The sequence below is a fragment of the Curtobacterium sp. PhB172 genome, from assembly GCF_003752545.1.
Taxonomy (GTDB): domain Bacteria; phylum Actinomycetota; class Actinomycetes; order Actinomycetales; family Microbacteriaceae; genus Curtobacterium.
In genome coordinates this window covers 227,593-253,220 of sequence record NZ_RKIF01000007.1, presented here as the reverse complement: position 1 = coordinate 253,220, position 25,628 = coordinate 227,593, and the positions used below count along the sequence as shown (strand labels likewise).

Below are 25,628 nucleotides of genomic sequence, written 5' to 3'. Positions count from 1 at the left end.
CCGAGCGATCGTCGGCGGGTCTCGGCAGCTACTGCCTCCGCCTGGACTCGGACGCCGCCAGTTGTGGGGCCAAGTGGACACGAGCCTTCGTGCGTAACTGAGCGACTGTTATGGTCGGCGAGTGCAGCAGGGGTCCCTCGTCTTCGTCGGGTTGAACTATCCGCCGGAGCCGACCGGTATCGCGCCCTACACGGGCGGTCTGGCGGCGCGCGTCGCTGGGGAGGGCATCGATGCTTCGGTCGTGACGGCGTTCCCGCACTACCCCGCATGGACGTTCGGTCCGAAAACACCACCGCGGACATCGACCGAGGTGTTGAACGGCGTGCGCGTGACCAGGCTTCGGCACGTGCTTCCGAAGAAGCCAGTCGGCCTCCTGCGGCTTCTGTCAGAACTGTCGTTCGGTGTCCGCGCTGTCCTTGCGCCGTGGCGAGGGCCGGACGTCGTCGTCTTGGTCTCGCCGGCCCTCTTCTCATCGGCAGTCGCCATGCTGCGCGTCCGACTTGCACGCCGACGCGTCTCGTCGGTGACGTGGGTCCAAGATCTGTACTCGCTCGGCCTCGAAGAAACCGGCCGGGGTGGCGGACTCGCCAGCAAGGTCGTCCGCCGTGTCGAGAAGTGGTTGCTCCGCCGATCAGACGCCGTCGTCGTCATCCACGACAGGTTCAAGCAGCACGTCGTGCGTGAACTCGGCGTGCCCGAAGACAGGGTCGCCGTCATCCGGAACTGGTCACACGTCAGCGCACCGGACCGGATCGACCGACGTGCGGTCCGCGACGGTCTCGGCTGGAAGCACGACGAGGTCGTGGTGCTGCACGCCGGGAACATGGGCGTGAAGCAGGGCCTGGAGAACGTCGTCCGAGCGGCACAACTCGCAGATGAACAGGGAGCGCCGATCCGTTTCGTGCTGCTCGGCGGCGGGAATCAGCAAGATCGGCTCCAGAGCATCGGCGCCGGGGTCGACCGTCTCGACTTCCTCGATTCACTTCCGGACGAAGAGTTCAACGCGGCTATGAACAGCGCGGATGTCCTGCTGGTCAACGAAGCGCCCGGCATCTCCGGAATGGCTGTGCCGAGCAAACTCACTTCGTACTTCAGCACGGGTCTTCCCGTGCTCGCGTCGACAGAACCGGGAAGCGTCACCGAGTTCGAGGTGCTCTCCGCGGGCGCTGGGGCTTCCGTCAGGGCAGGGGATCCGCAGGCGCTTCTCGAAGCCGCTCTTGACATGGGGGCAGATCGAACTGCTGCTGAAGAGTTCGGGCGATCAGCGCGGGAGTTCCTCCGGGAGCACCTGACCGCGGACGCGGCGTTCCACAAGTTCAGCGATCTGCTCCAGTCTCTCCGCCCTGGACGGTTCGAGACGCTCAGCTCAGCAGCACACCATCAGACGAGGATCGATTGACGAAACGCGCTTTCATCACCGGCATCACCGGTCAGGACGGTTCGTACCTGGCCGAGCTGTTGCTGCGCAAGGGCTACGAGGTGCACGGGCTCATCCGCCGTGCGTCGACGTTCAACACTGCGCGGATCGACCACCTGTACCAGGATCCGCACGAGCCGAAAGCGAAATTGTTCCTCCACTACGGCGACCTCGGGGACGGCGCGAGACTCGTCAGCCTCCTCGGCGAGCTGAAGCCCGACGAGGTCTACAACCTCGCCGCGCAGTCGCACGTCCGTGTCTCGTTCGACGAACCCGAGCACACCGGCGACGTCACCGGCATCGGCTCGATGCGAATGCTCGAAGCCGTTCGCATGTCGGGTATCCACACGCGCTTCTACCAAGCGTCGTCATCGGAGATGTTCGGGGCGACCCCGCCGCCGCAGCACGAGGAAACGCCGTTCTGGCCCCGTTCGCCGTACGGAGCCGCCAAGGTCTACAGCTACTGGGTCACCCGCAACTACCGCGAGGCGTACGGCATGTACGCCGTCAACGGGATCCTCTTCAACCACGAATCGCCTCGCCGCGGTGAGACCTTCGTCACCCGGAAGATCACTCGCGCTGTCGCAAGGATCAAGGCGGGACGTGAGCAGTTCGTGTACCTGGGCAACCTCGACTCCGTCCGTGACTGGGGATACGCGGCTGAGTACGTGGAGGGCATGTGGCGAATGCTCCAGGCGGACGAGCCCGAGGACTTCGTCCTCGCGACCGGTGGGAACTTCACCGTCAAGGACTTCCTGGAGACCGCCTTCGACCACGCCGGCCTGAACTGGGAAGACCACGTCAAGTTCGACGAGCGATATCTGCGCCCTGCTGAAGTCGACGCCCTCGTGGGTGACGCGTCCAAGGCCAAGGAGAAGCTCGGCTGGGAGGCGACCGTCGACACGGCTGAACTCGCCCGCATCATGGTCAATGCCGACATCGAGGCCCTCAAGTGCGAAGGTCGTCCCTGGATCGACAACGTCCGTCTCGCGAGCTGGGAGTCCTGATGTCAGACACCGAATTCGTGGTCGGTCCACTAGAACGGTCCGCACGCGTGTACGTAGCTGGTCATCGCGGGCTCGTGGGCTCGGCCGTCTGGCGGAAGCTCGAGAGCGAAGGCTTCACCGATCTCGTCGGCCGGACCTCAGCGGAGCTCGACCTGAAGGATCGTGACGCGGTCTTCGAGTTCTTCGCCGAGCAGCAGCCGAAGTACGTGGTGCTCGCCGCCGCGAAGGTCGGCGGGATCATGGCGAACAACACGTTCCCGCACGACTTCCTGAGCGACAACCTGCAGATCCAGGTCAACGTCATGGACGCCGCGGTGGTCCACGGTACCGAGCGCCTCGTCTTCCTGGGATCGTCGTGCATCTACCCGAAGTTCGCGGAGCAGCCGATCCGCGAGGACTCGCTGCTGACGGGGCATCTCGAACCGACGAACGATGCGTACGCCGTCGCGAAGATCGCTGGGATCATGCAAGTACAGGCCGTTCGCCGTCAGCACGGTCTGCCGTGGATCTCTGCGATGCCGACCAACCTGTACGGGCCGGGGGACAACTTCTCGCCGACCGGCTCCCACGTCCTGCCCGCGCTGATCCGCCGATACGACCAGGCCGTTCGGGACGGAGCGGCTCGCGTCGAGAACTGGGGGACCGGTTCGCCTCGCCGCGAGTTCCTCCACGTCGATGACATGGCAGGGGCCGTCCTCCACCTCATGGAGCACTACGACGGTCCGGAGCAGGTCAACGTCGGCACCGGTTCGGACGTCACGATCAAGGAGATCGCTGCGACGATCGCCAAGATCGTCGGTTTCGATGGCGAAACCGTGTGGGACAGCTCCAAGCCGGATGGCACGCCGCAGAAGCTCCTCGACGTTTCGAAGCTCGCTGAGGCCGGGTGGCGTGCAGGGATCGGACTCGAGGACGGTCTCCGCAGCACCATCGACTGGTACCACGAGAACTCCGCACACATTCGCGAGTGACACGGCTCCGCCCGACCATCGACGACCGAACTCTAGGATGAAGCAATGGCGGACCTTCCCGAGTCCGAATCTGCGGCCTCAGCTCGGCGTCGGCCTCCGCGACGCCGATGGATCCTGTGGAGCGTCCTCTTCATCGTCCTGCTCGTGATCGCCGCGGTCGCCTGGGTGACGATCCGCGGAGTGCTGGCGAAGCAGGACCTCGAATCGTCCGTCGCGCACGTCGACACCCTGCGGTCGCAGTTGGCGAAGGGCGACACCGCAGCTGCACAGCGCACGGCGGTGCAGCTCGAGTCGAGTGCCGCTGACGCCCGGGCGAACACGAGCGACCCGGTGTGGGCCGTCTTCGAGCACACGCCGTTCATCGGCGGCAACCTCCGCGCCGTCCGACAGGTGTCCGCGATCGTGGACGACGTGGCGAGCGACGCCGTCCGTCCGGTCGCCGGGGCCCTCGGTGACGTCGACGTCGACGCGTTCAAGCCCGAGGGCGGCAAGATCGACCTGCAGCCGCTCGTGGCGGCGCAGCCGGCGGTCGCGAAGGCGACCACCGCGCTCAGCAAGGCGACCAGGGCAGCCGACCGGATCGACACCGGTGACACCGTGTCGGCGGTGACGGACGCGGTGAACCAGCTCCGGGCCTCCTTGGCGTCTGTCTCGGAACAGGCGGCCGTCGCCGACAAGGTGGTGCAGCTGGCGCCGGCGATGCTCGGCGACGGCGGTGCGAAACGCTACGTCGTGCTGTTCCAGAACAACGCGGAACTCCGGGCCGGCGGGGGGATTCCCGGTGCGGTGGCACTGCTGGACGTCGAGGATGGCGCGATCCATCTCGCGAGCCAGGCCTCGGGTGCATCGTTCGGGCCGTACGACGAGCCGGTGCTGCCGCTCGACACCGACACGCAAGGCCTTTACGGGGCGATCACTGGCGAGTACATGCAGGACGTGACTCTGACGCCACGCTTCGACACCTCGGCGAAGCTGGCACGGGAGATGTGGAAGCGGCAGTTCGGACAACGGGTCGACGGCGTGCTGTCGATCGACCCGGTGACGCTCGGCTACATCCTGAAGGCGACCGGACCGGTGAAGCTCGCCACCGGTGACGAGTTGACGTCGGACAACGCGGTGCAGCTGCTGCTGAGCGAGGCGTACGCGAAGTACCCGGACCCGACCGTGCAGGACGCCTTCTTCGCGTCGGCAGCCAGCGCGGTGTTCACGAAGGTCTCCGAGGGTGGCTTCGACCCGAAGGAGTTCATCGCGGCGCTGACGACCGGTGTGGACGAAGGACGGGTCAAGCTCTGGAGCGCCGACAAGAGCGAGCAGTCGGAGCTCACCGGGACCGCCATCGCAGGGGGACTGCCGATCAGCGACACGAGCTCACAGCAGTTCGGTGTGTACCTCAACGACGCCACCGGCGCGAAGATGGACTACTACCTCGAGAAGACCGTGTCGGTCGGCAGCGAGGTGTGCCGGAAGGACGGCCGACCGACGTGGACGGTCGAGGTGACGCTGAAGAGCACCGCCCCGGCAGGCGCGGCGACGAGCCTGCCGGAGTACGTCACAGGGGCCGGAGCATTCGGCGTGGCGCCCGGCGCAGTCCGGACAAACGTCGCCGTCTACGCCCCCTCTTCAGGGGTGTACGTCACATCCACTCAGGATGGCAAGACGGCGTCCCCGCAGACGGCGACGGACGGTGTCCATCCCGTCGCGCAGTTCCAGACCACCCTCTCACCAGGGAAAAGCACGACGATCCGGGTGCAGTACCTGGGCGGCGTCGACCAGGGGCGGACCGCGGTCGACGCGGTGTCGACCCCCGGTGTTCACCAGTCGGTTACAAAGCCCCTGGCCACCAGCTGTGAATCCCCGGTAGATTGAGCGAACTTCGCCATCGCGCCTGCAAGTACTCGGGGCTGGTCGCACTTCCATCCGCGCGAAGCCATCAGGGTCTAGGGGACACATCCATGAAGAAGATCATCGCTGCGGTCGTCCTGGCCGCTGCTGCGTTCGTTGCCGTTCCGTCCGCTGCCAACGCCGCCGGCTACGTGCCCGCGTCGAACGTCAGCGTCTCGGGCTCGGCCGTTTCCGGTGGCACCGCGACCGTCGGCTTCGCCGCCGGTTCGTTCGTCGCCAACGAGACGGTCTCCGTCTCCGTGACCGGTGCTGGCGCCGTCACGCTGGGCGCGCTGCCCATCACCACCGTCTCCAAGACCTACACGGCGTCGTCGACCGGTGCCGCTGCGGTCTCCGTCACGCTGCCGCAGGGCGCGTCGGGCACCTACTCGCTCACCGCGACCGGCGCCACCTCGGGCAACGTGGCCACCTCGGCCCTGACGGTCGTCCCGGCCGACGGCACCGCTGTCGTCCCGGCTGCTGCTGCCGGCACCAACGGCAACGGCGAGCTCGCCTTCACCGGTTCCACGATCTCGATGCTCGCGATCTGGGTCGCCGGCGGCGCCGTCGTCCTCGGTGGTGGCCTGCTGCTGGTCCGCACCTCGGTCCGTCGTCAGCGCGAGTCCGTCTGAGTCTCGAGCGACTGAACGAAGCCCCCGGAGCGCATCGCTCCGGGGGCTTCGTCGTGTCCGTGTGTCAGTGACGCCGTCGGTGCGCCGCCCACGACAGCACCAGTACCCCGAGCAGCGAGCCCAGAACCGCCCCCAGGCCGTTCGCTAGGACATCGGCCAGTGACGCGGTGCGCGCGGGCAGGAAGACCGCCTGTCCGGTCTCGATGCCGACGCTGACGACAACGCCCGCAGCCGCACCGGCCCACCACCACCGAGCGCCCGCGAGCAGGACCACGAGCAGACCCAGCGGGACGAAGAAGAGCACGTTCGACAGCGACTCGATCGTGCCGTAGCCGAACCAGTCGGGGGCCCCGTGGCGATGGGCGGCCGCGATCACCCGGTCGAGCGTCGGACCGGCTGCCGCGTCGACGGGTGAACCCCAGAACCCGACGAGCGCCACCGCGACGCCGTAGGCGGCGGCCAGCCACGTCGCGACCCGACGGCTGCGTCCGGTGGCCGGGGCGTGCCCTGGATCGCGGGGACTGTCGGAGGTCACCCGACCGACGGTAGTGAGTCGGGCCTCCCGGATGGGCGTCTCCGTCATTCCGTGACGCATCTCGGAGGTCCGGAAAACGAGTACCCCGATCTGGCGCGTGTACCCCGGAGAGACGTCACACCGCCCCGGAAACCCGGGGGACGCCGATGGGCCGCATTGACAGAACCCGTGAATCAACGGGCATCGCTGGCGGTTCGGGCCGTGGTTCTCGTAGCGTTCTGGTGTCAGCAGATGTACCCCGGATCGTGAAGGAGAGCGACATGAGCATCACCGTCAACAACGCGACGCAGGCCGAGGTCACCCTCGACACCGACACGGTCGACACCATCGCGATCCTCGAAGCCGACGCGGCGCCCTCGACCCGTCCCACCCGCGCCAAGGTCACCTGGGTGCAGGAAGACCAGGGCGAGTGGATCGCTGGCTACGGCGGGTACTTCGGCGGCAGCGTCGACAAGCGCGACGGCCGCTTCGTCGCCTCGGACACCTTCGGCCTGGTCGTCGGTGAGTTCGCATCGCTGGAAGAAGCGCAGACCAAGCTCGAGGACCAGCTCCACGTCATGCTCCCGTCGGTCATCCGACCGGTCGAGTAGGCACCACCGCACCACCGCGCTACGGGCACCGTCGGCGCCCGTCCCACCACGCACCATCGGCGTCCGCGACGCCCGCAGCACCAGCACGCAGCACAGCCCGAAGGAGCACCGCCATGAGCATGACCGCCGATCACCACCAGCAGACCGAAGTGACGCTGGACACCCGGACGATCGAGGTCATCGCCGAGATCGAGGCGCAGGTCGTCGCGGACACCGCACCTGCTCGTGTCCGCATCAGCTGGGCGCAGCCCGACACCGGGCTCTGGGTCGCCAACTACGGCGGGTACTACGGCGGCACCGTCGATCGACAGGGCACCCACTTCTTCGTCGCCGACACGTTCGGCGAGTACGTGGGGGACTTCCGCTCCCTCGACGAGGCGAAGGGGCGTCTGGCCGAACGGCTGCACGTGCTGCTGCCGGACGTGATCCGCGCCACCGCCTGATCCTGACCACGCTCGAACCCCCGAAACCCCACCGGATCCCGGTGGGGTTTTGCTGTGCCCCGAGCGGGTGACGCGGCTCTGCGGCGCGCCTACCCCCACAACGAGTGGTCCCCCCTATTGGGGACCCGCACTGACCCCACTTCGGTATCGAGACCTGCCAGTATCGACCCGGCGCCAACGACCGTTCTCCCTGAACCGACGGCCGTTGCTCAGCGCCCGCATCGTCTCGACCCGAAAGTGATCATGCTGCCTGGAAACCAGGGCACCGCTGTGCCTCGACGCCGCTTCGGCGTCCGAACCGTCGCCATGTTCGGCGCTGCGCTGCTCGTCGGCGCCGGTCTCTCGACGACCACGGCGGTCATCGCGGCCGAGCCGGCCTCGGCCGTCACCGCGATCTCGAACGGTGCACTGGTGTGCGACCAGAACACGCTCTACGCCATCGACAGCACGGGCAAGGTCGTCGCCGTGGACATCACCACCGGCGACTCCAAGGGCACGACCGCGGACGTCACGAACCTCGGCACCGGGGCCAACAACGGCCTCGGTATCTCGCGTGAGGGCGTGTCGATGTTCGCCGCGTCGAACAACGTCAGCGCCACGCTCCGGCGTTACAACCCGAAGGACGGGAGCGTGTCCGACCCGATCACGACGGACCAGAAGCGTGTCGTGATCCGCGGTGCGGTGAACCCGAAGGACGGCATCTACTACTACGGCGACAACGCCGGGTGGCTCGGCGCCTACGACCCGGCCACCAGCACGTACCTGGGCCAGGTCGGGCAGATCAACGGCTTGAAGGCCGGCAACGGTGACTTCGCGTTCAGCTCGCGCGGCCTGTTCTTCGTCGTCGCGGCCGACACGGTCTACCGCGTCAACACCGACGAGGTCTCGAGCACCCCGGGCGCCACCGCCATGTCGACCTCCGCCATCGCGACCCTGCCGGCGGGCACCAGCAGCCCGGGCATCGCGTTCTCGTCCGACGGCTACCTGTACGTGTCGAACACCGTGACGGCGAACAACGTCTCCACGACCACGATCTACCAGCTCGACCCCACCTCGGGCGCGCAGGTCCGCAGTTTCCCGATCGTCGGCAACTACGCCGCCACCGACCTCGCCAGCTGCAACTACGCCGACACCGTCACCGGTGAGGCGAGCGTCGACAAGCGCTGGAACGCGGGCGACCAGTTCGGCCTCGCCATCACCGGCGGCGGCATCGACCCCACGAAGCCCGGCACCTCGGCGACGACGACCGGCACGGGCACCGGCACCCAGTCGCAGCGCGCCGGCGCCGTCCTGAGCACACCGAACAAGGACTACACGGTCACGCAGACCGCCTCGGGCACCACCGACCTGGCGAACTACAGCACGTCGTGGGTGGCACGGAACCAGACGACCGGCGCGCTGGTCGCCGACGGCAAGGGGAACACCGGCACCTTCACGTTCCCCGCCGCCACGACCGCCGACGGCACCGACGTCATGGTGACCTTCACCAACACGCTCAAGGCCGTCCACGTCACCACGACCTCGGACACCGGCAACACGCCGAACGGCACGAAGCTCACCGTGCCGGCGAAGGGCGTCCTGGCGAACGACAGCGGCACCGGCCTGTCCGTCGTGTCGAACACCACGCCCGCACACGGCACCGCGACCGTGCAGCCCGACGGCTCGTACACGTACACCCCGGCCGACGGCTTCTCGGGCACGGACACCTTCCAGTACACGGCGAAGGACTCGTCGGGCCAGACCTCGACCAGCACGGTGACGATCACCGTCGCCCCGGCGGGCACCGACGACGCGTTCAGCGTGCACGCCGGCCAGACCGCCACCGCGGACGCGAAGACGGGTCTGCTCGCGAACGACCACGGCACCGGATTGACGGTCACGGGCAACACCAAGCCCGCCCACGGTGACCTGACCGTCGGCAAGGACGGTTCGTACTCGTACACCCCGACCGCCGGGTACTCCGGCCCGGACTCCTTCACCTACACGGCGAAGGACGGCGACGGCGCACCGATCAGCGGCACGGTCACCATCACGGTGCTGCCGACCGCGGTCGCCGACACGATCACCGCGACGGCGGGCACCACCACCCCCGGCACCGCGCCCGGCCTGCTCGCCAACGACCTCGGCTCGGACCTGACGGTCACGGGCAGCACCAAGCCGTCGCACGGTGACGTCGTCGTCGCGAAGGACGGCAGCTCCACGTACACCCCGGCCACCGGCTACTCCGGCCCCGACTCCTTCACGTACACCGTCACCGACGGCAACGGGAAGAGCGACACCGTCACCGTGACCGTGAACGTCGCCCCGCTGGCGAAGGACGACACCGTCCGCGTCGCCGCCGGCACCACGTACACCGCCGACACCCGCGCCACCGGCGTCCTCGGCAACGACCTCGGTACCGGCCTGACCGTCTCGTCGAACACGAAGCCCGCGCACGGCGAGCTCACCCTCGACAAGGCGACCGGTGCGATCACCTACACGCCGGCAGACGGTTTCTCGGGCACGGACTCGTTCCGGTACACCGCGACGGACACCGCCGGTGCGCCGACGACCGCCACGGTGACCATCACGGTCAACCCGACGATCGCGAACGACTCCACGACGACGAGCGCCGGCACCCCGGTGAACGTCGACGTGCAGCACAACGACCGCGGCACGGACCTGGTCACCACGATCGTCACCGGTCCGGTGAACGGCACCGCCGTGGTCGCCGAGGACGGCACCGTCGACTACACGCCGACGGGTGACTTCTCCGGCACCGACTCGTTCACCTACACCGTGACCGACGGCTCGAAGGTCACCACCAGCCCGGCGACGGTCACCGTCACCGTCAAGCCGGTCGCGAACGGCGACACGGTGGCGACGAAGTCCGGCGAGACGCTGACCATCGCGCCGGAGACGCTCACCGGCAACGACAAGGGAACGAAGCTGACCGTCACCGACGCGGCCGCCGTGCCGGACGCCGACGGCACGACGCACGGCGACGTCACGATCGACCCGACCACCGGCACGATCACGTACGCGCCGAAGCCCGGCTTCTCGGGCACCGACACCGTCACCTACACGGTGCGGGACGACTCCGGCCAGACCACGACCGGCACGATCACCGTCGTCGTCGGCCCGATGGCCACCCCGGACACCGCGACCGCCACCGCCGGCACCACGCTGACCGTGGGTGGGGACGGCGACGACCGCACGGGCGTGCTCGCGAACGACGAGGGCACGAAGCTCACCGCCACGGTCGACCTCGAACCGGCGAACGGCGACCTCGAGCTGGCGGAGGACGGGTCGTACACGTACACCCCGAAGGACGGCTTCTCGGGCACGGACACCTTCACCTACACGGCGAAGGACCCCTCCGGCGGGACGGCCACGGGTGTCGTGACCATCACGGTCGAGCCCGGCACCGAGTCGGACGAGATCACGGTCAAGGCAGGCGGCAGCAAGACGGTCAACTCCGCCGACCTGACCGGCAACGACCACGGCACCGGCCTGTCCGTGCTCGACATCCCCGTCGGCAAGGGCGGCACGAACGGCACCGCGGTCCGGAACGACGACGGCACCGTCACCTACACGCCGAAGCCCGGCTTCTCCGGCACCGACGAGTTCACGTACACGGTCACCGACCGCAACGGCCTCACGAACACCGGCACGGTCTCCGTCCGGGTCACCCCCGTCACGGCGGGTGGCTCCACGACCACCGACGCCGACGGTTCCATCACCGTCCCGGCCGACAAGGGCGTGCTCGACGGCGCCACCGGCACCGACCTGCACGTCACGGACAACACCGACCCGTCGCACGGTGACGTCGTCGTCGACGAGGACGGCGGCTACACCTACACGCCGAAGCCCGGCTACTCCGGCCCGGACTCGTTCGACTACACCGTCACCGACGGCGCCGGTGGCACCACGACTGGCACCGTGGCGATCGTCGTCGCACCGAAGGCCGTCGCTGACGCCACGACCACCACCGCCTCGACCCCGGTCGACGTCCTGGTGACGGGCAACGACTCCGGCACGAAGCTCACCGTCACCGCGGTCACCAAGCCCGGTCACGGCGAGGCCGCGATCACCGGAGGCGGAGCCGGAACCGGCAACACCGGCACCGTCACCGGCACCGGCACCGTCACGTACACGCCGGCCGACGGCTTCTCCGGCACGGACACGTTCACCTACACGGTGACCGACCCGACCGGCGGCACCGCGACGGCGAAGGTCACGGTGACGGTCATGCCCGTCGCCGTCGCGGACACCGTGCACACCACCGCGGGCACGGCGCTGGCGATCGCCGGCACGACGCTGACGGCCAACGACCACGGCACGACGCTCACGGTCACCGGCCACGGTGACGCCGCACACGGCGACGTGACCAAGGGCACCGAGCCCGGCTCGCTCGTCTACCTGCCGAAGAAGGGCTTCTCCGGCACGGACACGTTCACGTACACCGTCACGGACGGCTCCGGCCAGACCACCACGGCGACCGTCACCGTCCTGGTCGGCACCATGGCGACGCCCGACACCGGCCGCACCGCCACCAACGGCACCGTGACCGCCACCGTCGGCACGGGCGTCCTGTCCGACGACGAGGGCACCGACCTGTGGGCGAAGACCGACCGCAAGCCGGCACACGGCACCGTGGTGCTGGCGAAGGACGGCTCGTACGTCTACACGCCGGAGCACAACTGGTCCGGCATCGACACCTTCACCTACACGGCGGTCGACCGCGACGGCAACACCGCGACCGGCCTCGTCACGATCACCGTCACCCCGACGGCGACGAACGACAAGGCAGCCACGAAGGCCGGCAAGCCGGTCACCGTCGCCGGCCCCGGTGTGCTCGGCAACGACCACGGCAGCGACCTGACGGTCGTGACCTCCGGCAAGGCGGAGCACGGCACGGTCTCGATCGCCGCGGACGGCACGTTCGTCTACACCCCGGCGAAGGGCTTCTCCGGCACCGACACCGTGACCTACCGGGCACAGGACGGCTCGGGTCAGCAGGTCGACGCCACCGTCACCGTCACCGTTGGCATCGACGCGACGAAGGACGCCGGCCGCACCGTCGCCGGCACCCCGATCGCCCGTGACACCGCCCACGGTCTGCTCGCCAACGACCAGGGCACCCGCCTCACCGCAGCCCTGGACCGGCGGCCGGCCCACGGCACGGTGACGGTCCAGCCCACCGGCGCGTACGTCTACACCCCGGCCGCCGGCTTCACCGGCACGGACACCTTCACCTACACGGTGACCGACGCCTCGGGGCAGACCACCACCGCCACCGCCACGATGACGGTCGTCGCCGCCGCGGTCGCGAAGGACGACTCCGCCACCGGGACCGTCGGGCACCAGGTCACGATCGACCCGCTCGGCAACGACTCCGCCTCGGGCGGTGCCACCTTCGAGGCGGGCACCCTGCACCTGATCGACCCGGAGACGGGCAAGCAGTCCGACCGCGTCGTCGTCAGCCACGAGGGCACCTGGACCGTCCGCGACGGCAAGGTCGTCTTCACCCCGGCGAAGGGCCACACCGGCACCACCTTCATCGGGTACGTGGTGACGGACAGCAACGGCCAGACGGTGACGGCGACCATCACGGTCACCTACCCGACCGGCATCGCGGCAGCGGTCCACACCGCGGAGCTCGCCTTCACCGGTGCGACCGGCCTCGTCGGCCTCGGCCTCGCGGCGATCGCGCTGCTCCTGGCCGGCGTGCTGCTCGTGACGCGTCGCCGCATCGCGGCGGGCATCGCAGCCGCCCCGGGGATCCGACGCAGCGCGCGTCCGTAACCACCGCGGTCGACCGGGAGGCCCGGATCACGTCAGCCGACAGGCGCACGTGATCCGGGCCTCCCGTCTTCCTGCCCTGGTCGCGTGCGCGCGCGGCCGCGCGTCGACCCGCCGCTACGCCACGGGTTCGATGAGCTGCGGGCCGTCGTTCTTCACGCTGTTCACGGTGCGGGCGACCTCGTACTGCTCCAGGCCGGCCGCGACCGTCAGCGACTCGTGGTCGAGCAGCGCGAGCAGGTCGTCGGTGCCGAGGCCCCCGGCGCCACCGGTGCCGCCGCCGAGCCAGTCGTCGTAGCCGTCGGGCGTCAGGAACGCAGGCATGCGGTCGTGCACCTCGCCCGGTGCCACGTGGGCGTCGCGCGTGATGATCGCCAGCGACAGCCGCCACTTGTCCGGGTCGCCTTCGGGCTTGGTCGGGTCCGGCCAGGCACTCACGACCCCGGCCATCGCCAGGGCGCCACCGGGCTCGTGGACGAAGTGGGGTTCCTTGCCGTCCTCGCGCACCACCCACTCGTAGTAGCCCTGCGCCGGCACGATGCACCGGTTCGTCGCGAAGGCCCGCCTGAACATGCCGCTCGTCGCGACCGTCTCGATGCGGGCGTTGATCGGCTTCGGGCGCTGCTTCTGGAAGTCCTTCGCCCAACTCGGCACGAAGCCCCAGCTGATCTGCGGCAGCTCGCGTTCGCCGTGCCGCTGGCGCACCGCGGACACGGGGTCGGTCGGGGCGACGTTCCAGCTCGGCACCAGGCCCGTCCCCACGACGCCGGTGTCCTGGTCGACGTGCTCGGTCCGGCCGGCGAGCTCACCGAGGAGCTCGGGCAACAGATCGGCCGTGGTGTCGGAGACGACGAACCTTCCACACATGCGCCCAGTGTGCTCCGTGCCCCCGACAGTCGCGCGGCCGGTGCTGTTGCGTCGTGTCGGTCTGTTCCGCTGTCCTGTTCCGCTGTCCCGTTCCGCTTCGTGAGCAGAAATGATCGGGTCCCGTCACGCCACCCGACCATTTCTGCTCACGAAGTCGGGCCGGCGGGGACCTCGAGCGGCTCGGCGGCCCCGGCGGCGACCGTACTCGACGGGTCAGTCGCCCGGCAGCGAGAGCTTGCTGCCCTTCGGGGTGCCGGGCCGGCCGCGGGCGGGCGGTGCCGGCGGGACGGGCGGGAGGGCCTCGGCCTCGACGCGCAGCTGCTCCTGACGGCCGAGGGTGCGGATGCCCCCGATGGCGGTGACGGCACCGCTCGCCGGGATGAGGATCCAGACCGCGGAGAGACCGACGATGTCGTCGTTCGACGAGACCGTGAAGACGTTGAGCAGCACCGTCGCGAGCAACGCGAGCGCCCACCCTCCCAGCAGCAGGTACCCGCGGAACGCTGCCCGGACCAGCAGGTCCCGGGTCTCGGGCATGCCGTGCAGGACGGCGTCACGGTGCTTCGGGTCGACCGCGGGAGGGTTGCGGCGGTAGTAGCGGGCGACCGCCTCTTGGGTGCGCCAGCCGATGCCGGGGATCGGCGGGACGTTCCAGCCCTTCGGTCCGACCGGTACGAAGCACGTGCCGATGAGTCCGATGCCGGAGGCGAACAGCACCGCCACGACGATCGCAGCGGCGACGGGGACGGAGCCGTCGTCGAAGTACAGTCCGAGGACGACGAGTCCCGCGAGCGCGACGACAGCCACGATCACGCCGACGACCACGATGCGGCGGCGGCGCTGCACGCTGACGAGGGCGGGCAGTCGCTCCCGGTACACCTGCCACCCGATCTTGAACACGTGTCATGTCTACCCGGGCGTGCGGCGTCGTGGCTCGGGCGCTCGGTACTTCGTGAGCAGAAATGGTCGAGTGCGCTCGTGGGGCCCGACCATTTCTGCTCACGAAGTGCGGCGCGGGTGCGGCGCCGGCACGCCGCGGACACGCCGCGGACACGCCCGGCGGCCCGGGCAGGCGCGGGCTCCCGGGCCCAGCACCCCGGGCCCGCGCAGCACACGTCCAGGTGGGCGCGATGACCTCGGCTCCATGAGTCTCGACATCGTCTACACCGCAGCCGCCCACGCCACCGGAGGCGGCCGCGACGGGCACGTCCGCAGCGAGGACGACCGGCTCGACCTGGACACCCGCCCGCCGAAGGAGATGGGCGGCAGCGGCGAGGGCACCAACCCCGAGCAGCTGTTCGCCGCCGGGTACGCCGCGTGCTTCCTCGGTGCACTGCACGCCGCGGGCAAGGAACTCGACCTCGACACCACCGGCGCCGAGGTCTCCGCCGAGGTCGGCATCGGCGGCGCCGGCAACGGCACGTTCGGCCTGGCGGTCGAGCTCGACGTCTACGCACCGGCCACCCCGCAGGAGCAGCGCCAGCGCCTGGCCGAGCGCGCGCACGAGATCTGCCCGTACTCGAATGCCACCCGCGGCAACATCACCGTCGCGCTGTCGATCGTCGACTAGCGTTCCGGCGTGGTCACCGACGAGACGCGTTGCCCCTGCCTGAGCGGCAACCCCTACGGCGAGTGCTGCGGCCCCCTGCACCGCGGCGCGGCCGCGCCGACCGCGGCGCGCCTGATGCGCTCACGCTTCAGCGCGTTCGCGCTGGGACTGCCGGAGTACCTGTTGCTCACCTGGCACCCGCGCACCCGTCCGGCAGCCCTCGAGTTGGACGCGTCCCAGCGCTGGACCCGGTTGGACATCCTGACGACGACCTCGGGAGGCCCGTTCGACTCCCAGGGCACGGTCGCGTTCCGCGCGTGGTGGCGTTCCGACGACGACCGCGGGACGCTCGAGGAGACGAGCGAGTTCGTCCGCGAGCAGGGACGATGGTTCTACGTGGACGGTGTCGTCGCCTGACGGCTCCGCACCACGCCAGCTGACAGGAGTCGACATGCCCGCACGCGACCTCACCCGCTTCGGCGACCGGACCACGGCCGCCGAGGTCGTCGACGGCCTCGACCTGACGGGACGCAAGGCGATCGTCACCGGTGCCGCCTCCGGCATCGGGGTGGAGACCGCCCGAGCACTCGCCGGAGCCGGAGCGCGCGTGACGCTCGCCGTGCGGGATGTCGACGCCGGCCGCCGGGTCGCGGACGACATCGCCCGGTCGACGGGGACGGACGCACCGGCCGTCGTCGAACTGCACCTGGACCGCCCGGCCTCCGTCGAGGCGTTCACCGCAGCGTGGTCGGGGCCGCTCGACGTGCTCGTCGCCAACGCCGGCATCATGGACGCGCCCGAGTCGTACACGCCCGCCGGGTGGGAGTCGCAGTTCGCCACGAACCACCTCGGGCACTTCGCCCTCGCGCTCGGGCTGCACGACGCCCTGGCGGCCTCGAGTTCGGCCCGCATCGTCGCGGTGTCGTCGAGCGGCCACGGCGGTTCGCCCGTCGTGTTCGACGACCTGTTCTTCCGCCGGCGTCCCTACGAACCCGGACTCGCCTACGGCCAGTCGAAGACCGCCAACGTGCTGTTCGCCGTCGCTGCCGGCCGGCGGTGGGCCGCCGACGGCATCACCGCGAACGCCCTGATGCCGGGCGGGATCTGGACCGGGCTGCAGAAGCACTGGGACCCGGAGGTCCTCGCCGCCACGAAGATCGCCGCGGCCGATGCCGTGAAGACCCCGGAGCAGGGAGCCGCGACCTCGGTCCTGCTCGCCACCGCACCGGAACTCGACGGGGTCACCGGCCGCTACTTCGAGGACTGCCACGAAGCAGCGGTGGTCGAACGGATCGAGGACGGCCTGCACGGCGTGCTGCCCTGGGCGCTCGACCCGGAGCAGGCCGACCGGCTGTGGGACGTGTCCGTCGCCCTGCTCGACGCCGAGGCGCGGTCCCGCGGCTGACCGCGGGCCGCCGGGGTCGTCGTCGTCGGCTAGCTGCCGATGACGGTGGGCAGGCCGACAGCCGTGCGCATCGCACGACGGACGGCGGCCTCGTCGGGAAGCAGCTCGTCCTCGTCACCGGTCAGGAAGAAGCGGATCTGCCCGATCGCCTGTTCGGTGAGCATGTCGAGACCGTTCAGCACCCGGCCGCCGGCGCCCTCCCATCGGCTCGCTGCAGCGGTCGGCCACGGTTCGTAGGCGACGTCGAACAGCACGGCGTCCGACCCCGACGGCACCAGCTCGAGCGGGTCGGCCGCGCCGCCGGGAAGCGTCGACAGGACGAACCCGTGGTGGGTGCCAGGCAGGTCGCTGAGCGGCAGGACCTCCAGCGCGACGCCGAGCCGCACGGCCAGCTCCACGAGCGACCCGGCCTTCGCGGTGTCGCGCAGGAACACCCGCACGAGCGACGCCCCGAGCCGCACGGCCGCGGTCAGGGCGCTCGCCGCGGTCGCGCCACCGCCCAGGATCGTGGCCTCGCCGGGCACGTGCCCGAGCGCCTCGACCGGACGGACGAGACCTTGGACATCGGTGTTGGCGCCCGCGCGGACGATGCTGGAGCCCTCGTGGCGGAACGCCACCGTGTTGGCGACCCCGAGCTCATCGACCAACGGGGTCGTGCGGTCGAGGAGCGGCAGCACCTCGCGCTTGAGCGGCATCGTGAGACTCAGCCCGCGCCATCCGGGACCCAGCCCCGCGACGAACGCGTCGAGCCCGCCGGACGCGACCTCGTGCCTCCCGTACGACCACCCCAACCCGAGCGCGTCGTAGGCCGCTTCGTGGAGCGCGGGGGAGAGCGAATGCGCGATGGGGGAGCCGAGCACCGCGAGGCGCGTGCGGTCTGGATCTGGGACGGCCACGATCACCCAGCTTATCCAGCCGATTTCCTGAGCGCCCCGTTAGGTTAGGCTACCCTTCGTGATCCGCTCATCCCTTCGTCTCCGACGTGTCCTCGCCGCTGCGGGTGCCGTCGCCGCAGCCTCCCTCGTCCTCGCCGGCTGTGCCTCCGGCTCCAGCTCGTCCGAGTCGTCCTCGGGATCGTCGTCCGACGGCGCCTTCCCGGTGTCCATCACGACCGGCCTCGGCACCACGACGATCGACTCGCAGCCCAAGCGCGTCGTCGCACTCGGCTGGGGCGACGCCGAGACCGCGCTCGAGCTCGGCGTGCAGCCGGTCGGCGCGAGCGACTGGCTCGCCTTCGGTGGCGACGGTGTCGGCCCGTGGCTCAAGGACGCGTACACGAAGTCGCCGAAGATCATCCAGACGCTCGAGCCGAGCTACGAGGACATCCTCAAGCTCAACCCGGACCTGATCCTCGACGTGAAGTCGTCGGGCGACAAGGACCGCTACGACAAGCTGTCCGCGATCGCGCCGACCGTCGCGATCCCGAAGGGCGGCGAGAACTACCTCGCTTCGACCGAGCAGCAGACCACGATGATCGCGAAGGCGCTCGGCAAGGAGTCCGAGGGCAAGAAGCTGCTCTCCGGCCTCGACGACGCGTACGCCGCGGCACGCAAGGCGCACCCGGACTTCGAGGGCAAGACCGCCGTCGTCGGTGCGTACAGCTCCGAGGGTTTCGGCGCGTACGCCTCCACCGACAGCCGCTCGTCGTTCATGAAGAACCTCGGGTTCACGATCCCGTCGGCCATCGACAAGGAAGCCGGCAAAGCGTTCTCCGTCACGCTGTCCGACGAGAACCTCGACCTGCTCGACGCCGACCTGACGCTGATCCTGCCGATCTACGTCGACGCGTCGAAGGCCGAGGCTGACCCGCTGTTCCAGAAGGTGCCGTCGGTCGAGGCCGGCCATTACATCGTCTTCGACGACAAGGACGTGTCGTCGGCGTTCTCGATGGGCACCACCGCTGCGATCGAGTGGGCGCTCGACAAGCTGCCGGCCCAGTTCGAGGACAAGCTCGGCTGACCTGTCCTGTTCTCACCCGCGAAAGCGACAGGGTGCCGCCGATGTTCGGCGGCACCCTGTCGCTTTCGCGGGGTGTTCGGGGCTGACGGTGTGGTCGGGACGGCTCAGACCGGGAAGCTCGAGCCGAGCAGCGCGAACAGCAGCGTGATCAGCGGGAGCGTGCCCTGCTTGAACGCGGAGTTGACGTACTTGCGGCCGGAGCCGATCAGGATCACCGCGGCGCCGAGCATGCTCGCGGTCGAGAACACGACGAGGGTCCAGCCGGTCGCGGTGTTGCCCGCGAGCACGAGCACGACACCGAGGATCGCGCCGATCGCCAGGAACAGGTTGTAGAACCCCTGGTTGAACGCGAGGGAGCGGGTCGCGTCGGCCTCGGTCTCGGTCGCGATGCCGAACACCTTGCGGGCGCGTGGACTCGTCCAGATGATGGATTCGAGGAACCAGATGTACACGTGGACGAGGCCAGCGAGGACCGCACACACGCCCGAGATCACGAGCAAGACCGACATGTGCTCATTCTCGCAGGCGTCGGCGGGGTTCGGCTGCGCGTCCGCCAGTAGGCTCGGGGCATGAGCGACGACGTCACCCCGCCCGAGCCCGAAGCGACGGCTGTCGCCGAACTCCGGAGCATCCGGCAGAGCATCGACAACATCGACGCCGCCGTCATCCACATGCTCGCCGAGCGCTTCAAGTACACCCAGCGAGTGGGGCACCTGAAGGCCGAATCGGGCATGCCCGCCGCCGACCCGGACCGCGAACAGATCCAGGTCGCACGGCTCCGGAGCCTCGCCGCCGAGGCGCACCTCGACCCCGCCTTCGCGGAGAAGTTCCTCAACTTCATCGTCGCCGAGGTCATCCACCACCACGAGCGCATCGCCGGACGCGACGAATGAGCGTCGACCTGCCGACCCTGCTCGTCGGTTCCTACACCGCCACCGGCGGCGGGAACGCGACCGGCATCTCCCTGGTCGACGGCGGCGCTGCCCGCACGGGCGCTCGTGCGGACGCGGGCGCTTGTGCGGACGCGGGCGCTCGTACCGTCGCGGTCGCTCGTACCGTCGCGGTGCTCGACGATCCCTCGTTCCTCGCCGTGTCGGGCGACCGTGTCTACGCCGTGTCCGAGACGAACGACGGCGGTGTCTCGGCCTTCCGGATGCAGAACGGCGCGCTCGAACACCTGTGGGACGCCTCCGCCGGCGGGGACGCCCCGTGCCACCTGCGGGTCGACCCGTCCGGGGCGCTGATCGTCACCAACTACGTCTCCGGCACCGTCACCGCCGTCTCCCTGGCGGCGGCCGAGTCGTTCTCCGCCTCGGTGCTCGCGAGCGACGGCGTCGTCCTGCCCGCCGACGGCGTGCACGGCCGCACCGACCGGCTCGCCGTCCCTGCCTCGGCCATCGCCGTCGCGACCCTGCCCGCCGCCACCGGCCCGGTGCAGGACCGGCAGGATGCGCCGCACGCGCACCAGTCCGTCGCGACGCCCGACGGCACGGTGCTCGTCGCCGACCTCGGCGGCGACGCGCTGCACGAGTTCCGCGTGACCGTGTCGGCCGACGGCGTCCCCACGCTCGAGGCGCTGCGCGTGCACCACGTGGCGCCCGGCGTTGGCCCGCGGCACCTGGCCTGGTACGACGGCGACCTGTTCGTCGCCGGTGAGCTCGACGGCGCGGTCCACCGACTCCGCCGCGACGAGTCCGGCTCGCTCGTGACGATCGCCTCGACCCCGACGTTCGAGGGTGCGGTGGGGGAGTCGCTCCTCAGCCACATCGAGGTCGACGAAGCCGGACTCGTCACCGTCGCCGTCCGTGGCCGCGACCTGATCGTGGTGCTCGACGCTGCCGACGACGGGCTCGCGCTCGTCGGGTCCGCGTCGTGCGGGGGCGCCTGGCCGCGGCACTTCGCCCGGGTGCCCGGGTACGTGCTCGTCGCCAACGAGCGGTCGGACGCGATCGCCGTCCTGCCGATCGGTGCCGACGGTGTGCCGGGCGAGGCCGTCGAGCAGATCGCCGTCGGGACCCCGACGTGCATCGTCCCGCTCTGACGGCGTGTTTGCTGGTGCGCGCCTGACGCCGTCGTGCTGCTGCGACGCCTCCATGTTCACGAGACGCCGCTGAACCCGGGGGCGTTTCGTCGACACGGAGGCGTCGCGCGCAGACGACGGCGTGTTCCGACTGGTCGCTAGCGCTCGATCAGGTTCTCGAACGGGCGACCCTCGGCCAGCGCGGCGACCTGCCGACGCATCAGCTCGATCGACCGCGGGACGCTCAGGTCGGTGTTGCCCCCGACGTGCGGCGTGAGGACCGTGTTCGGCGTCGTCCACAGCGGGTGGCCGTCGGGCAGGGGCTCGGGGTCCGTGACGTCGAGCGCCGCGAACAGCCGCTCGGACTGCAGCTCCGCCACCAGTGCACCGGTGTCGACGACCTTGCCGCGGGCGACGTTCACCACCAGGGCGCCGTCGGGCAGCGCGGCCAGCAGCTCGGCGTCGACCAGCCGCTCGGTCTCGTCCGTCAGCGGCGCGATGAGCACGAGGACGTCCGTCGTCGGTGCCAGCTCGGGCAGCTCGCCGAACGCGTGCACGTGGCGACCGTCCTGGTCGCGAGCGGTGCGGGCCACCACGGTGACCTCGGTGCGGAACGCCTCGAACCGGGTGGCGATCGCCGACCCGATCGCGCCGTAGCCGACGACCGTGACCCGGCGGTCGGCCAGGGAACGGGTCTTCCGGGCGTCCCAGACACCGTTGGCGCGATCGGCCTGGAACGCCCCGAGTTCACGCAGCGAAGTCAGCGCCAGCCCGACGGCGAGCTCGGCCGTCTCGTCGTCGTGGATCCCCCGACCGTTCGCCAGCTGGGCGTGACCGGGCACGTGCGGCACCGCGTGCTCGTAGCCGGCGCTCGGCAGCTGCAGGAGCTCGAGCGCCGGCAGGTCGTGCACGAACTGCCAGCGGTGCCGTCCACCGAAGTAGAACGGCAGGAACGTGATGGCGACGTCGCCCGGGCGACCGTACGGCGCCTCGACGTCCCACACGTCCAGCTCGATGCCGTCCGGCACGGGGCCGAACCGGTCGACGAGCTCCGCGAAGGGCAGGGTGACGATGGGCACGCGGTGTCCGCCGGGCCTAGGAGTCCGTGCGCGGCGAGAACGCACCGTCGGAGTCGAGCGGCCCACGGCCGACGTACCCCTCGGTGACGTCCTCGACGATCACGTCGCCGAAGCGGGCCGGCAGCGTCGCGTTGTGCGTGCCGCGGAGCTCGTCGAGCGTCGCCGTGAACGCACCCTGGACCTCGAGCGCGTTCGACGTGGCGTCGGTCACGCCGATGCGCAGGACCGGGAAGCCCCGACCGGCGCACAGGCCCTGGAAGCGGACGTCGTCCTCGCGCCGGACGGTCACGATGACGCGACCGGTCGACTCGGAGAACAGCGCGGTCGCCGTGTCGACGCCGTCGCGGGACTCGAGCTCGTCGAGGACCACGCGGGCGCCGAGGCCGAAGCGGAGCACGGACTCGGCGAGCGACTGGCCGAGGCCACCGTCCGCCAGGTCGTGCGCACTCGTCAGCAGCTGCTCGCCGCTCGCTGCGAAGAGCAGCTCGGCGAGCTCCTTCTCGCGACCGAGGTCCACCGCCGGCGGACGACCGCCGAGGTGTCCGTGCACCGTGCCTGCCCAGGCCGACCCGTCGAGCTCGAGGCTCGTCGTGCCGAGCAGGTAGATGTTGTGGCCGTCGTCCTGCCAGCCCGACGGGACGCGCTTGGCGACGTCGTCGATGACACCGAGCACACCGACGACCGGGGTCGGGTGGATCGGGGTCGAGCCGGTCTGGTTGTAGAACGACACGTTGCCGCCGGTGACCGGGATGCCGAGCTCCATGCAGCCGTCGGCCAGCCCCTCGACCGCCTCGGAGAACTGCCACATGACCTCGGGGTTCTCAGGGGAGCCGAAGTTCAGGCAGTCGGTGACCGCGGCGGGGACGGCACCGGTGACGGCGACGTTCCGGTACGCCTCGGCCAGGGCCAGACGAGCGCCCTGCTTCGGGTCGAGCTGGCAGTAGCGGCCGTTGGCGTCAGTGGCGATGGCGACACCGAGCCCGGTCTCCTCGTCGACGCGGATCATGCCGCCGTCATCGGGGAACGACAGCGCGGTGTTGCCGAGCACGTAGGTGTCGTACTGGTTCGTGACCCAGTTCTTCGACGCCAGGTTCGGCGAACCGAGCAGGCTGAGGAACTGCGCCTTGAGCGCGGGGCCGTCGGCCGGGCGGTCGAGCGATGCCGCGGTGTCGGCCTGCAGCGCGTCGATCCAGGTCGGGTAGGCGACCGGGCGGTCGTACACGGGGCCGTCGACGGCGACGGTGCGCGGGTCGACGTTCACGATCTCCTGGCCCTGCCAGTCGATGACGAGACGGCCGGTGCCGGTGACCTCGCCCAGGACGCTGGTCTCGACCTCCCACTTGCCGACCACGGCGAGGAACTCGTCGAGCTTTTCGGGGCGGACGACCGCCATCATGCGCTCCTGGCTCTCCGACATCAGGATCTCTTCGGCCGTGAGCGTGGGGTCGCGCAGCAGGACGTCGTCGAGCGAGATGTGCATGCCGCCGTCGCCGTTGCTCGCGAGCTCGGACGTGGCGCAGGAGATGCCCGCAGCGCCGAGGTCCTGGATGCCCTCGACCAGTTCCTTCTGGAACAGCTCGAGGCAGCACTCGATCAGGACCTTCTCGGCGAAGGGGTCACCGACCTGGACGGCGGGACGCTTGGTCGGGCCGCCCTCGGTGAAGGTGTCGGACGCCAGGATCGACGCGCCGCCGATGCCGTCGCCACCGGTGCGGGCACCGAACAGCACGACCTTGTTGCCGGCACCGGACGCGTTCGCCAGGTGCAGGTCCTCGTGCCGCAGGACGCCGACCGCCAGGGCGTTGACCAGCGGGTTGCCCTGGTACACCGGGTCGAAGTAGGTCTCGCCGCCGATGTTCGGCAGGCCGAGGCAGTTGCCGTAGAACGAGATGCCACCGACGACGCCGTGCACGACGCGCGCGGTGTCCTCGTGGTCGATCGCGCCGAAGCGGAGCTGGTCCATCACGGCGACCGGGCGGGCGCCCATCGAGATGATGTCGCGGACGATGCCGCCGACGCCGGTCGCGGCGCCCTGGTACGGCTCGACGTAGGACGGGTGGTTGTGCGACTCGACCTTGAAGGTCACCGCCCAACCGTTGCCGACGTCGACGACACCGGCGTTCTCGCCCATGCCGACCATCAGGTTCTTCGTCATCTCCGGCGTGACCTTCTTGCCGAACTGACGGAGGTAGTTCTTCGAGGACTTGTAGGAGCAGTGCTCGGACCACATGACGGAGTACATCGCCAGCTCGCCCGAGGTGGGGCGGCGGCCGAGGATCTCCTTGATGCGGGCGTACTCGTCCGGCTTCAGGCCCAGCGCGTCGTACGGCTGGTCCTTGTCGGGAGTCGCCGCGGCATCCTGCACGGTGTCGGGCTTCGGGCGCACGTAAGTCGTCACGGTATTGTCGTTCCCTGTCACTGGAGTCGCGGCCGTCACTTGACGAGCGTCGACTCGATCACGGAGGTGAAGAAGGTGAGGCCGTCCGTGCCGGAGGCCATGGCAGCGGCGGTGTCCGGGCCGAAGCCGGGCTCGGTCGCGTGCTCGGGGTGCGGCATCAGGCCCACGACGTTGCCACGCTCGTTCGAGACGCCGGCGATGTCGTCGATGGACCCGTTCGGGTTCACGCCGACGTAACGGAACACGACCTGGCCGTTGTCCTCGATGCGCTTGATCTCGTCGGCGTCGGCGACGAACCGGCCGTCGGCGTTCTTGAGCGGGATCGTGATCTCCTGCTGCGCGGTGAACCCGGAGGTCCAGGCGGTCGAGGTGGTCTCGACGCGGAGCTTCTGGTCGCGGCGGATGAACTGCTGGTGCGCGTTGCGGGTGTGCGCGCCGGGGACCAGGCGGGCCTCGGCCAGCATCTGGAAACCGTTGCAGATGCCGAGCACGGGCATGCCCTTGCCGGCGGCGTCGATGACCTCGGCCATGATCGGCGCCTTCGCGGCGATCGCACCGGCGCGCAGGTAGTCGCCGTACGAGAACCCACCGGGCAGCACGATGGCGTCGACGCCCTGCAGGTCGTGGTCGCCGTGCCAGAGGGCGACGGGGTCGGCGCCGGCGAGCCGGACCGCGCGCTGGGCGTCACGGTCGTCGAGGGAGCCGGGGAAGGTGATGACGCCGATGCGCATCCGGGTCACTGACCTTCGACGGTCACGGAGACGACGTCCTCGATGACCGCGTTCGAGAAGACGTCGGCGGCGATGTCGCGGACCTCGGCCAGCTTGGCGTCGTCGACGGGGCCGTCGACGGTCACCTCGAAGCGCTTGCCGATGCGGACGTTGGTCAGGTCGGCCTTGCCCAGACGGGCGAGGGCGTTGCCCACCGCCTTGCCCTGGGGGTCGAGGATCTCAGCCTTGGGCATGACCTCGACGACGATCGTTGGCACGTGTTCTCTCCAGCGCTTCAGGGGTGGGGGACGCGACCAGTCTACGGGGCGCGCGCGACACGCCGGGACGGATCCGGGCCTCCTGTGGAGAACGTGCTGTGCG

23 protein-coding genes are annotated in these 25,628 nt (G+C 70.0%); 14 read left to right on the top strand and 9 right to left on the bottom strand.

Annotated elements, in window-relative coordinates:
- Nucleotides 1–121 precede the first annotated feature (121 nt).
- The 5 genes from EDF42_RS08355 (at nt 122) to EDF42_RS08335 (ending at nt 5,908) form a co-directional block, all read left to right on the top strand.
- Nucleotides 122–1,399: a glycosyltransferase family 4 protein gene (locus EDF42_RS08355; protein WP_123671999.1), complete on the top strand. Its 1,278-nt coding sequence runs from the start codon at nt 122–124 to the stop codon at nt 1,397–1,399.
- The gene (gmd, locus tag EDF42_RS08350) at nt 1,396–2,424 is read left to right on the top strand and encodes a GDP-mannose 4,6-dehydratase (RefSeq protein WP_123671998.1); all 1,029 of its coding nucleotides are present in this window, start codon (nt 1,396–1,398) and stop codon (nt 2,422–2,424) included. The genes EDF42_RS08355 and gmd overlap by 4 nt, the downstream gene beginning before the upstream one ends.
- Nucleotides 2,424–3,395, top strand: a complete 972-nt coding sequence (locus tag EDF42_RS08345; RefSeq protein WP_123671997.1) for a GDP-L-fucose synthase — start codon at nt 2,424–2,426, stop codon at nt 3,393–3,395. Before gmd ends, EDF42_RS08345 begins: the two co-directional genes overlap by 1 nt.
- Nucleotides 3,396–3,440: 45 nt before the next feature.
- Nucleotides 3,441–5,261, top strand: a complete 1,821-nt coding sequence (locus tag EDF42_RS08340) for a DUF4012 domain-containing protein (RefSeq protein WP_123671996.1) — start codon at nt 3,441–3,443, stop codon at nt 5,259–5,261.
- An 86-nt stretch (nt 5,262–5,347) separates the two neighbouring features.
- Nucleotides 5,348–5,908 carry a sortase gene (locus EDF42_RS08335; protein ID WP_123293616.1) on the top strand — a complete coding sequence of 187 codons (561 nt, stop codon included), beginning with the start codon at nt 5,348–5,350 and terminating at the stop codon, nt 5,906–5,908.
- Nucleotides 5,909–5,972: 64 nt separating this feature from the next.
- Here the strand turns inward: EDF42_RS08335 and EDF42_RS08330 are convergent, their stop codons facing one another.
- Complete coding sequence (locus tag EDF42_RS08330) at nt 5,973–6,443, bottom strand: VanZ family protein (RefSeq protein ID WP_148067664.1); 471 nt, start codon at nt 6,441–6,443, stop codon at nt 5,973–5,975.
- A gap of 260 nt (nt 6,444–6,703) precedes the next feature.
- Here EDF42_RS08330 and EDF42_RS08325 point away from each other — a divergent pair, with 260 nt between their 5' ends.
- From EDF42_RS08325 to EDF42_RS08315, 3 genes are all read left to right on the top strand, one after another.
- A complete protein-coding gene (locus EDF42_RS08325) occupies nt 6,704–7,033 on the top strand; it encodes a hypothetical protein (RefSeq protein WP_123340108.1) in 330 nt (109 codons plus the stop codon).
- A 113-nt stretch (nt 7,034–7,146) separates the two neighbouring features.
- Nucleotides 7,147–7,476: a hypothetical protein gene (locus EDF42_RS08320; RefSeq protein ID WP_181437589.1), complete on the top strand. Its 330-nt coding sequence runs from the start codon at nt 7,147–7,149 to the stop codon at nt 7,474–7,476.
- Between the two features lie 306 nt (nt 7,477–7,782).
- Nucleotides 7,783–13,263, top strand: a complete 5,481-nt coding sequence (locus EDF42_RS08315) for an S-layer family protein (RefSeq protein WP_185040833.1) — start codon at nt 7,783–7,785, stop codon at nt 13,261–13,263.
- A gap of 114 nt (nt 13,264–13,377) precedes the next feature.
- Here the strand turns inward: EDF42_RS08315 and EDF42_RS08310 are convergent, their stop codons facing one another.
- Nucleotides 13,378–14,127, bottom strand: coding sequence for an SOS response-associated peptidase (locus tag EDF42_RS08310; RefSeq protein ID WP_123671993.1), 750 nt, complete (start codon nt 14,125–14,127; stop codon nt 13,378–13,380).
- Between the two features lie 213 nt (nt 14,128–14,340).
- Nucleotides 14,341–15,027: a hypothetical protein gene (locus tag EDF42_RS08305; RefSeq protein ID WP_123671992.1), complete on the bottom strand. Its 687-nt coding sequence runs from the start codon at nt 15,025–15,027 to the stop codon at nt 14,341–14,343.
- A 244-nt stretch (nt 15,028–15,271) separates the two neighbouring features.
- Between EDF42_RS08305 and EDF42_RS08300 the strand changes: the two genes are divergently transcribed.
- Genes EDF42_RS08300 through EDF42_RS08290 form a run of 3 tightly spaced genes read left to right on the top strand, consistent with a single transcriptional unit; the run spans nt 15,272 to nt 17,081 of the window.
- Nucleotides 15,272–15,697, top strand: coding sequence for an organic hydroperoxide resistance protein (locus EDF42_RS08300; RefSeq protein ID WP_123340112.1), 426 nt, complete (start codon nt 15,272–15,274; stop codon nt 15,695–15,697).
- Nucleotides 15,698–15,706: 9 nt separating this feature from the next.
- Nucleotides 15,707–16,093 (top strand): YchJ family protein, encoded by a 387-nt coding sequence (locus EDF42_RS08295; protein ID WP_123671991.1) that lies wholly within the window; start codon nt 15,707–15,709, stop codon nt 16,091–16,093.
- 34 nt (nt 16,094–16,127) lie between these two features.
- The gene (locus tag EDF42_RS08290) at nt 16,128–17,081 is read left to right on the top strand and encodes an SDR family NAD(P)-dependent oxidoreductase (protein WP_123671990.1); all 954 of its coding nucleotides are present in this window, start codon (nt 16,128–16,130) and stop codon (nt 17,079–17,081) included.
- Nucleotides 17,082–17,110: 29 nt separating this feature from the next.
- Here the strand turns inward: EDF42_RS08290 and EDF42_RS08285 are convergent, their stop codons facing one another.
- Nucleotides 17,111–17,977 (bottom strand): shikimate dehydrogenase, encoded by an 867-nt coding sequence (locus EDF42_RS08285; protein WP_123672191.1) that lies wholly within the window; start codon nt 17,975–17,977, stop codon nt 17,111–17,113.
- A gap of 58 nt (nt 17,978–18,035) precedes the next feature.
- On the opposite strand from EDF42_RS08285, the gene EDF42_RS08280 reads away from it, so the two are divergent.
- Nucleotides 18,036–19,040 (top strand): iron-siderophore ABC transporter substrate-binding protein, encoded by a 1,005-nt coding sequence (locus EDF42_RS08280; protein ID WP_123671989.1) that lies wholly within the window; start codon nt 18,036–18,038, stop codon nt 19,038–19,040.
- Between the two features lie 104 nt (nt 19,041–19,144).
- Here EDF42_RS08280 and EDF42_RS08275 read toward each other — a convergent pair whose 3' ends face one another.
- Nucleotides 19,145–19,549, bottom strand: a complete 405-nt coding sequence (locus EDF42_RS08275) for a DUF1304 domain-containing protein (RefSeq protein WP_123340116.1) — start codon at nt 19,547–19,549, stop codon at nt 19,145–19,147.
- A gap of 60 nt (nt 19,550–19,609) precedes the next feature.
- On the opposite strand from EDF42_RS08275, the gene EDF42_RS08270 reads away from it, so the two are divergent.
- Together EDF42_RS08270 and EDF42_RS08265 are read left to right on the top strand one after the other, a co-directional pair.
- On the top strand, nt 19,610–19,933 hold the full coding sequence (locus EDF42_RS08270) for a chorismate mutase (RefSeq protein ID WP_123671988.1): 324 nt from the start codon (nt 19,610–19,612) through the stop codon (nt 19,931–19,933).
- On the top strand, nt 19,930–21,081 hold the full coding sequence (locus tag EDF42_RS08265; protein WP_123671987.1) for a beta-propeller fold lactonase family protein: 1,152 nt from the start codon (nt 19,930–19,932) through the stop codon (nt 21,079–21,081). Before EDF42_RS08270 ends, EDF42_RS08265 begins: the two co-directional genes overlap by 4 nt.
- 137 nt (nt 21,082–21,218) lie before the next feature.
- Here EDF42_RS08265 and EDF42_RS08260 read toward each other — a convergent pair whose 3' ends face one another.
- The 4 genes from EDF42_RS08260 to purS are packed head-to-tail and all read right to left on the bottom strand — an operon-like array spanning nt 21,219 to nt 25,525.
- Nucleotides 21,219–22,139, bottom strand: coding sequence for a 2-hydroxyacid dehydrogenase (locus EDF42_RS08260; RefSeq protein ID WP_185040830.1), 921 nt, complete (start codon nt 22,137–22,139; stop codon nt 21,219–21,221).
- 16 nt (nt 22,140–22,155) lie between these two features.
- Nucleotides 22,156–24,537, bottom strand: a complete 2,382-nt coding sequence (gene purL / locus EDF42_RS08255; protein ID WP_260235261.1) for a phosphoribosylformylglycinamidine synthase subunit PurL — start codon at nt 24,535–24,537, stop codon at nt 22,156–22,158.
- A 35-nt stretch (nt 24,538–24,572) separates the two neighbouring features.
- Nucleotides 24,573–25,268, bottom strand: a complete 696-nt coding sequence (gene purQ, locus EDF42_RS08250; protein WP_111085606.1) for a phosphoribosylformylglycinamidine synthase subunit PurQ — start codon at nt 25,266–25,268, stop codon at nt 24,573–24,575.
- Between the two features lie 5 nt (nt 25,269–25,273).
- A complete protein-coding gene (gene purS, locus EDF42_RS08245) occupies nt 25,274–25,525 on the bottom strand; it encodes a phosphoribosylformylglycinamidine synthase subunit PurS (RefSeq protein WP_017886272.1) in 252 nt (83 codons plus the stop codon).
- Nucleotides 25,526–25,628: the final 103 nt, after the last annotated feature.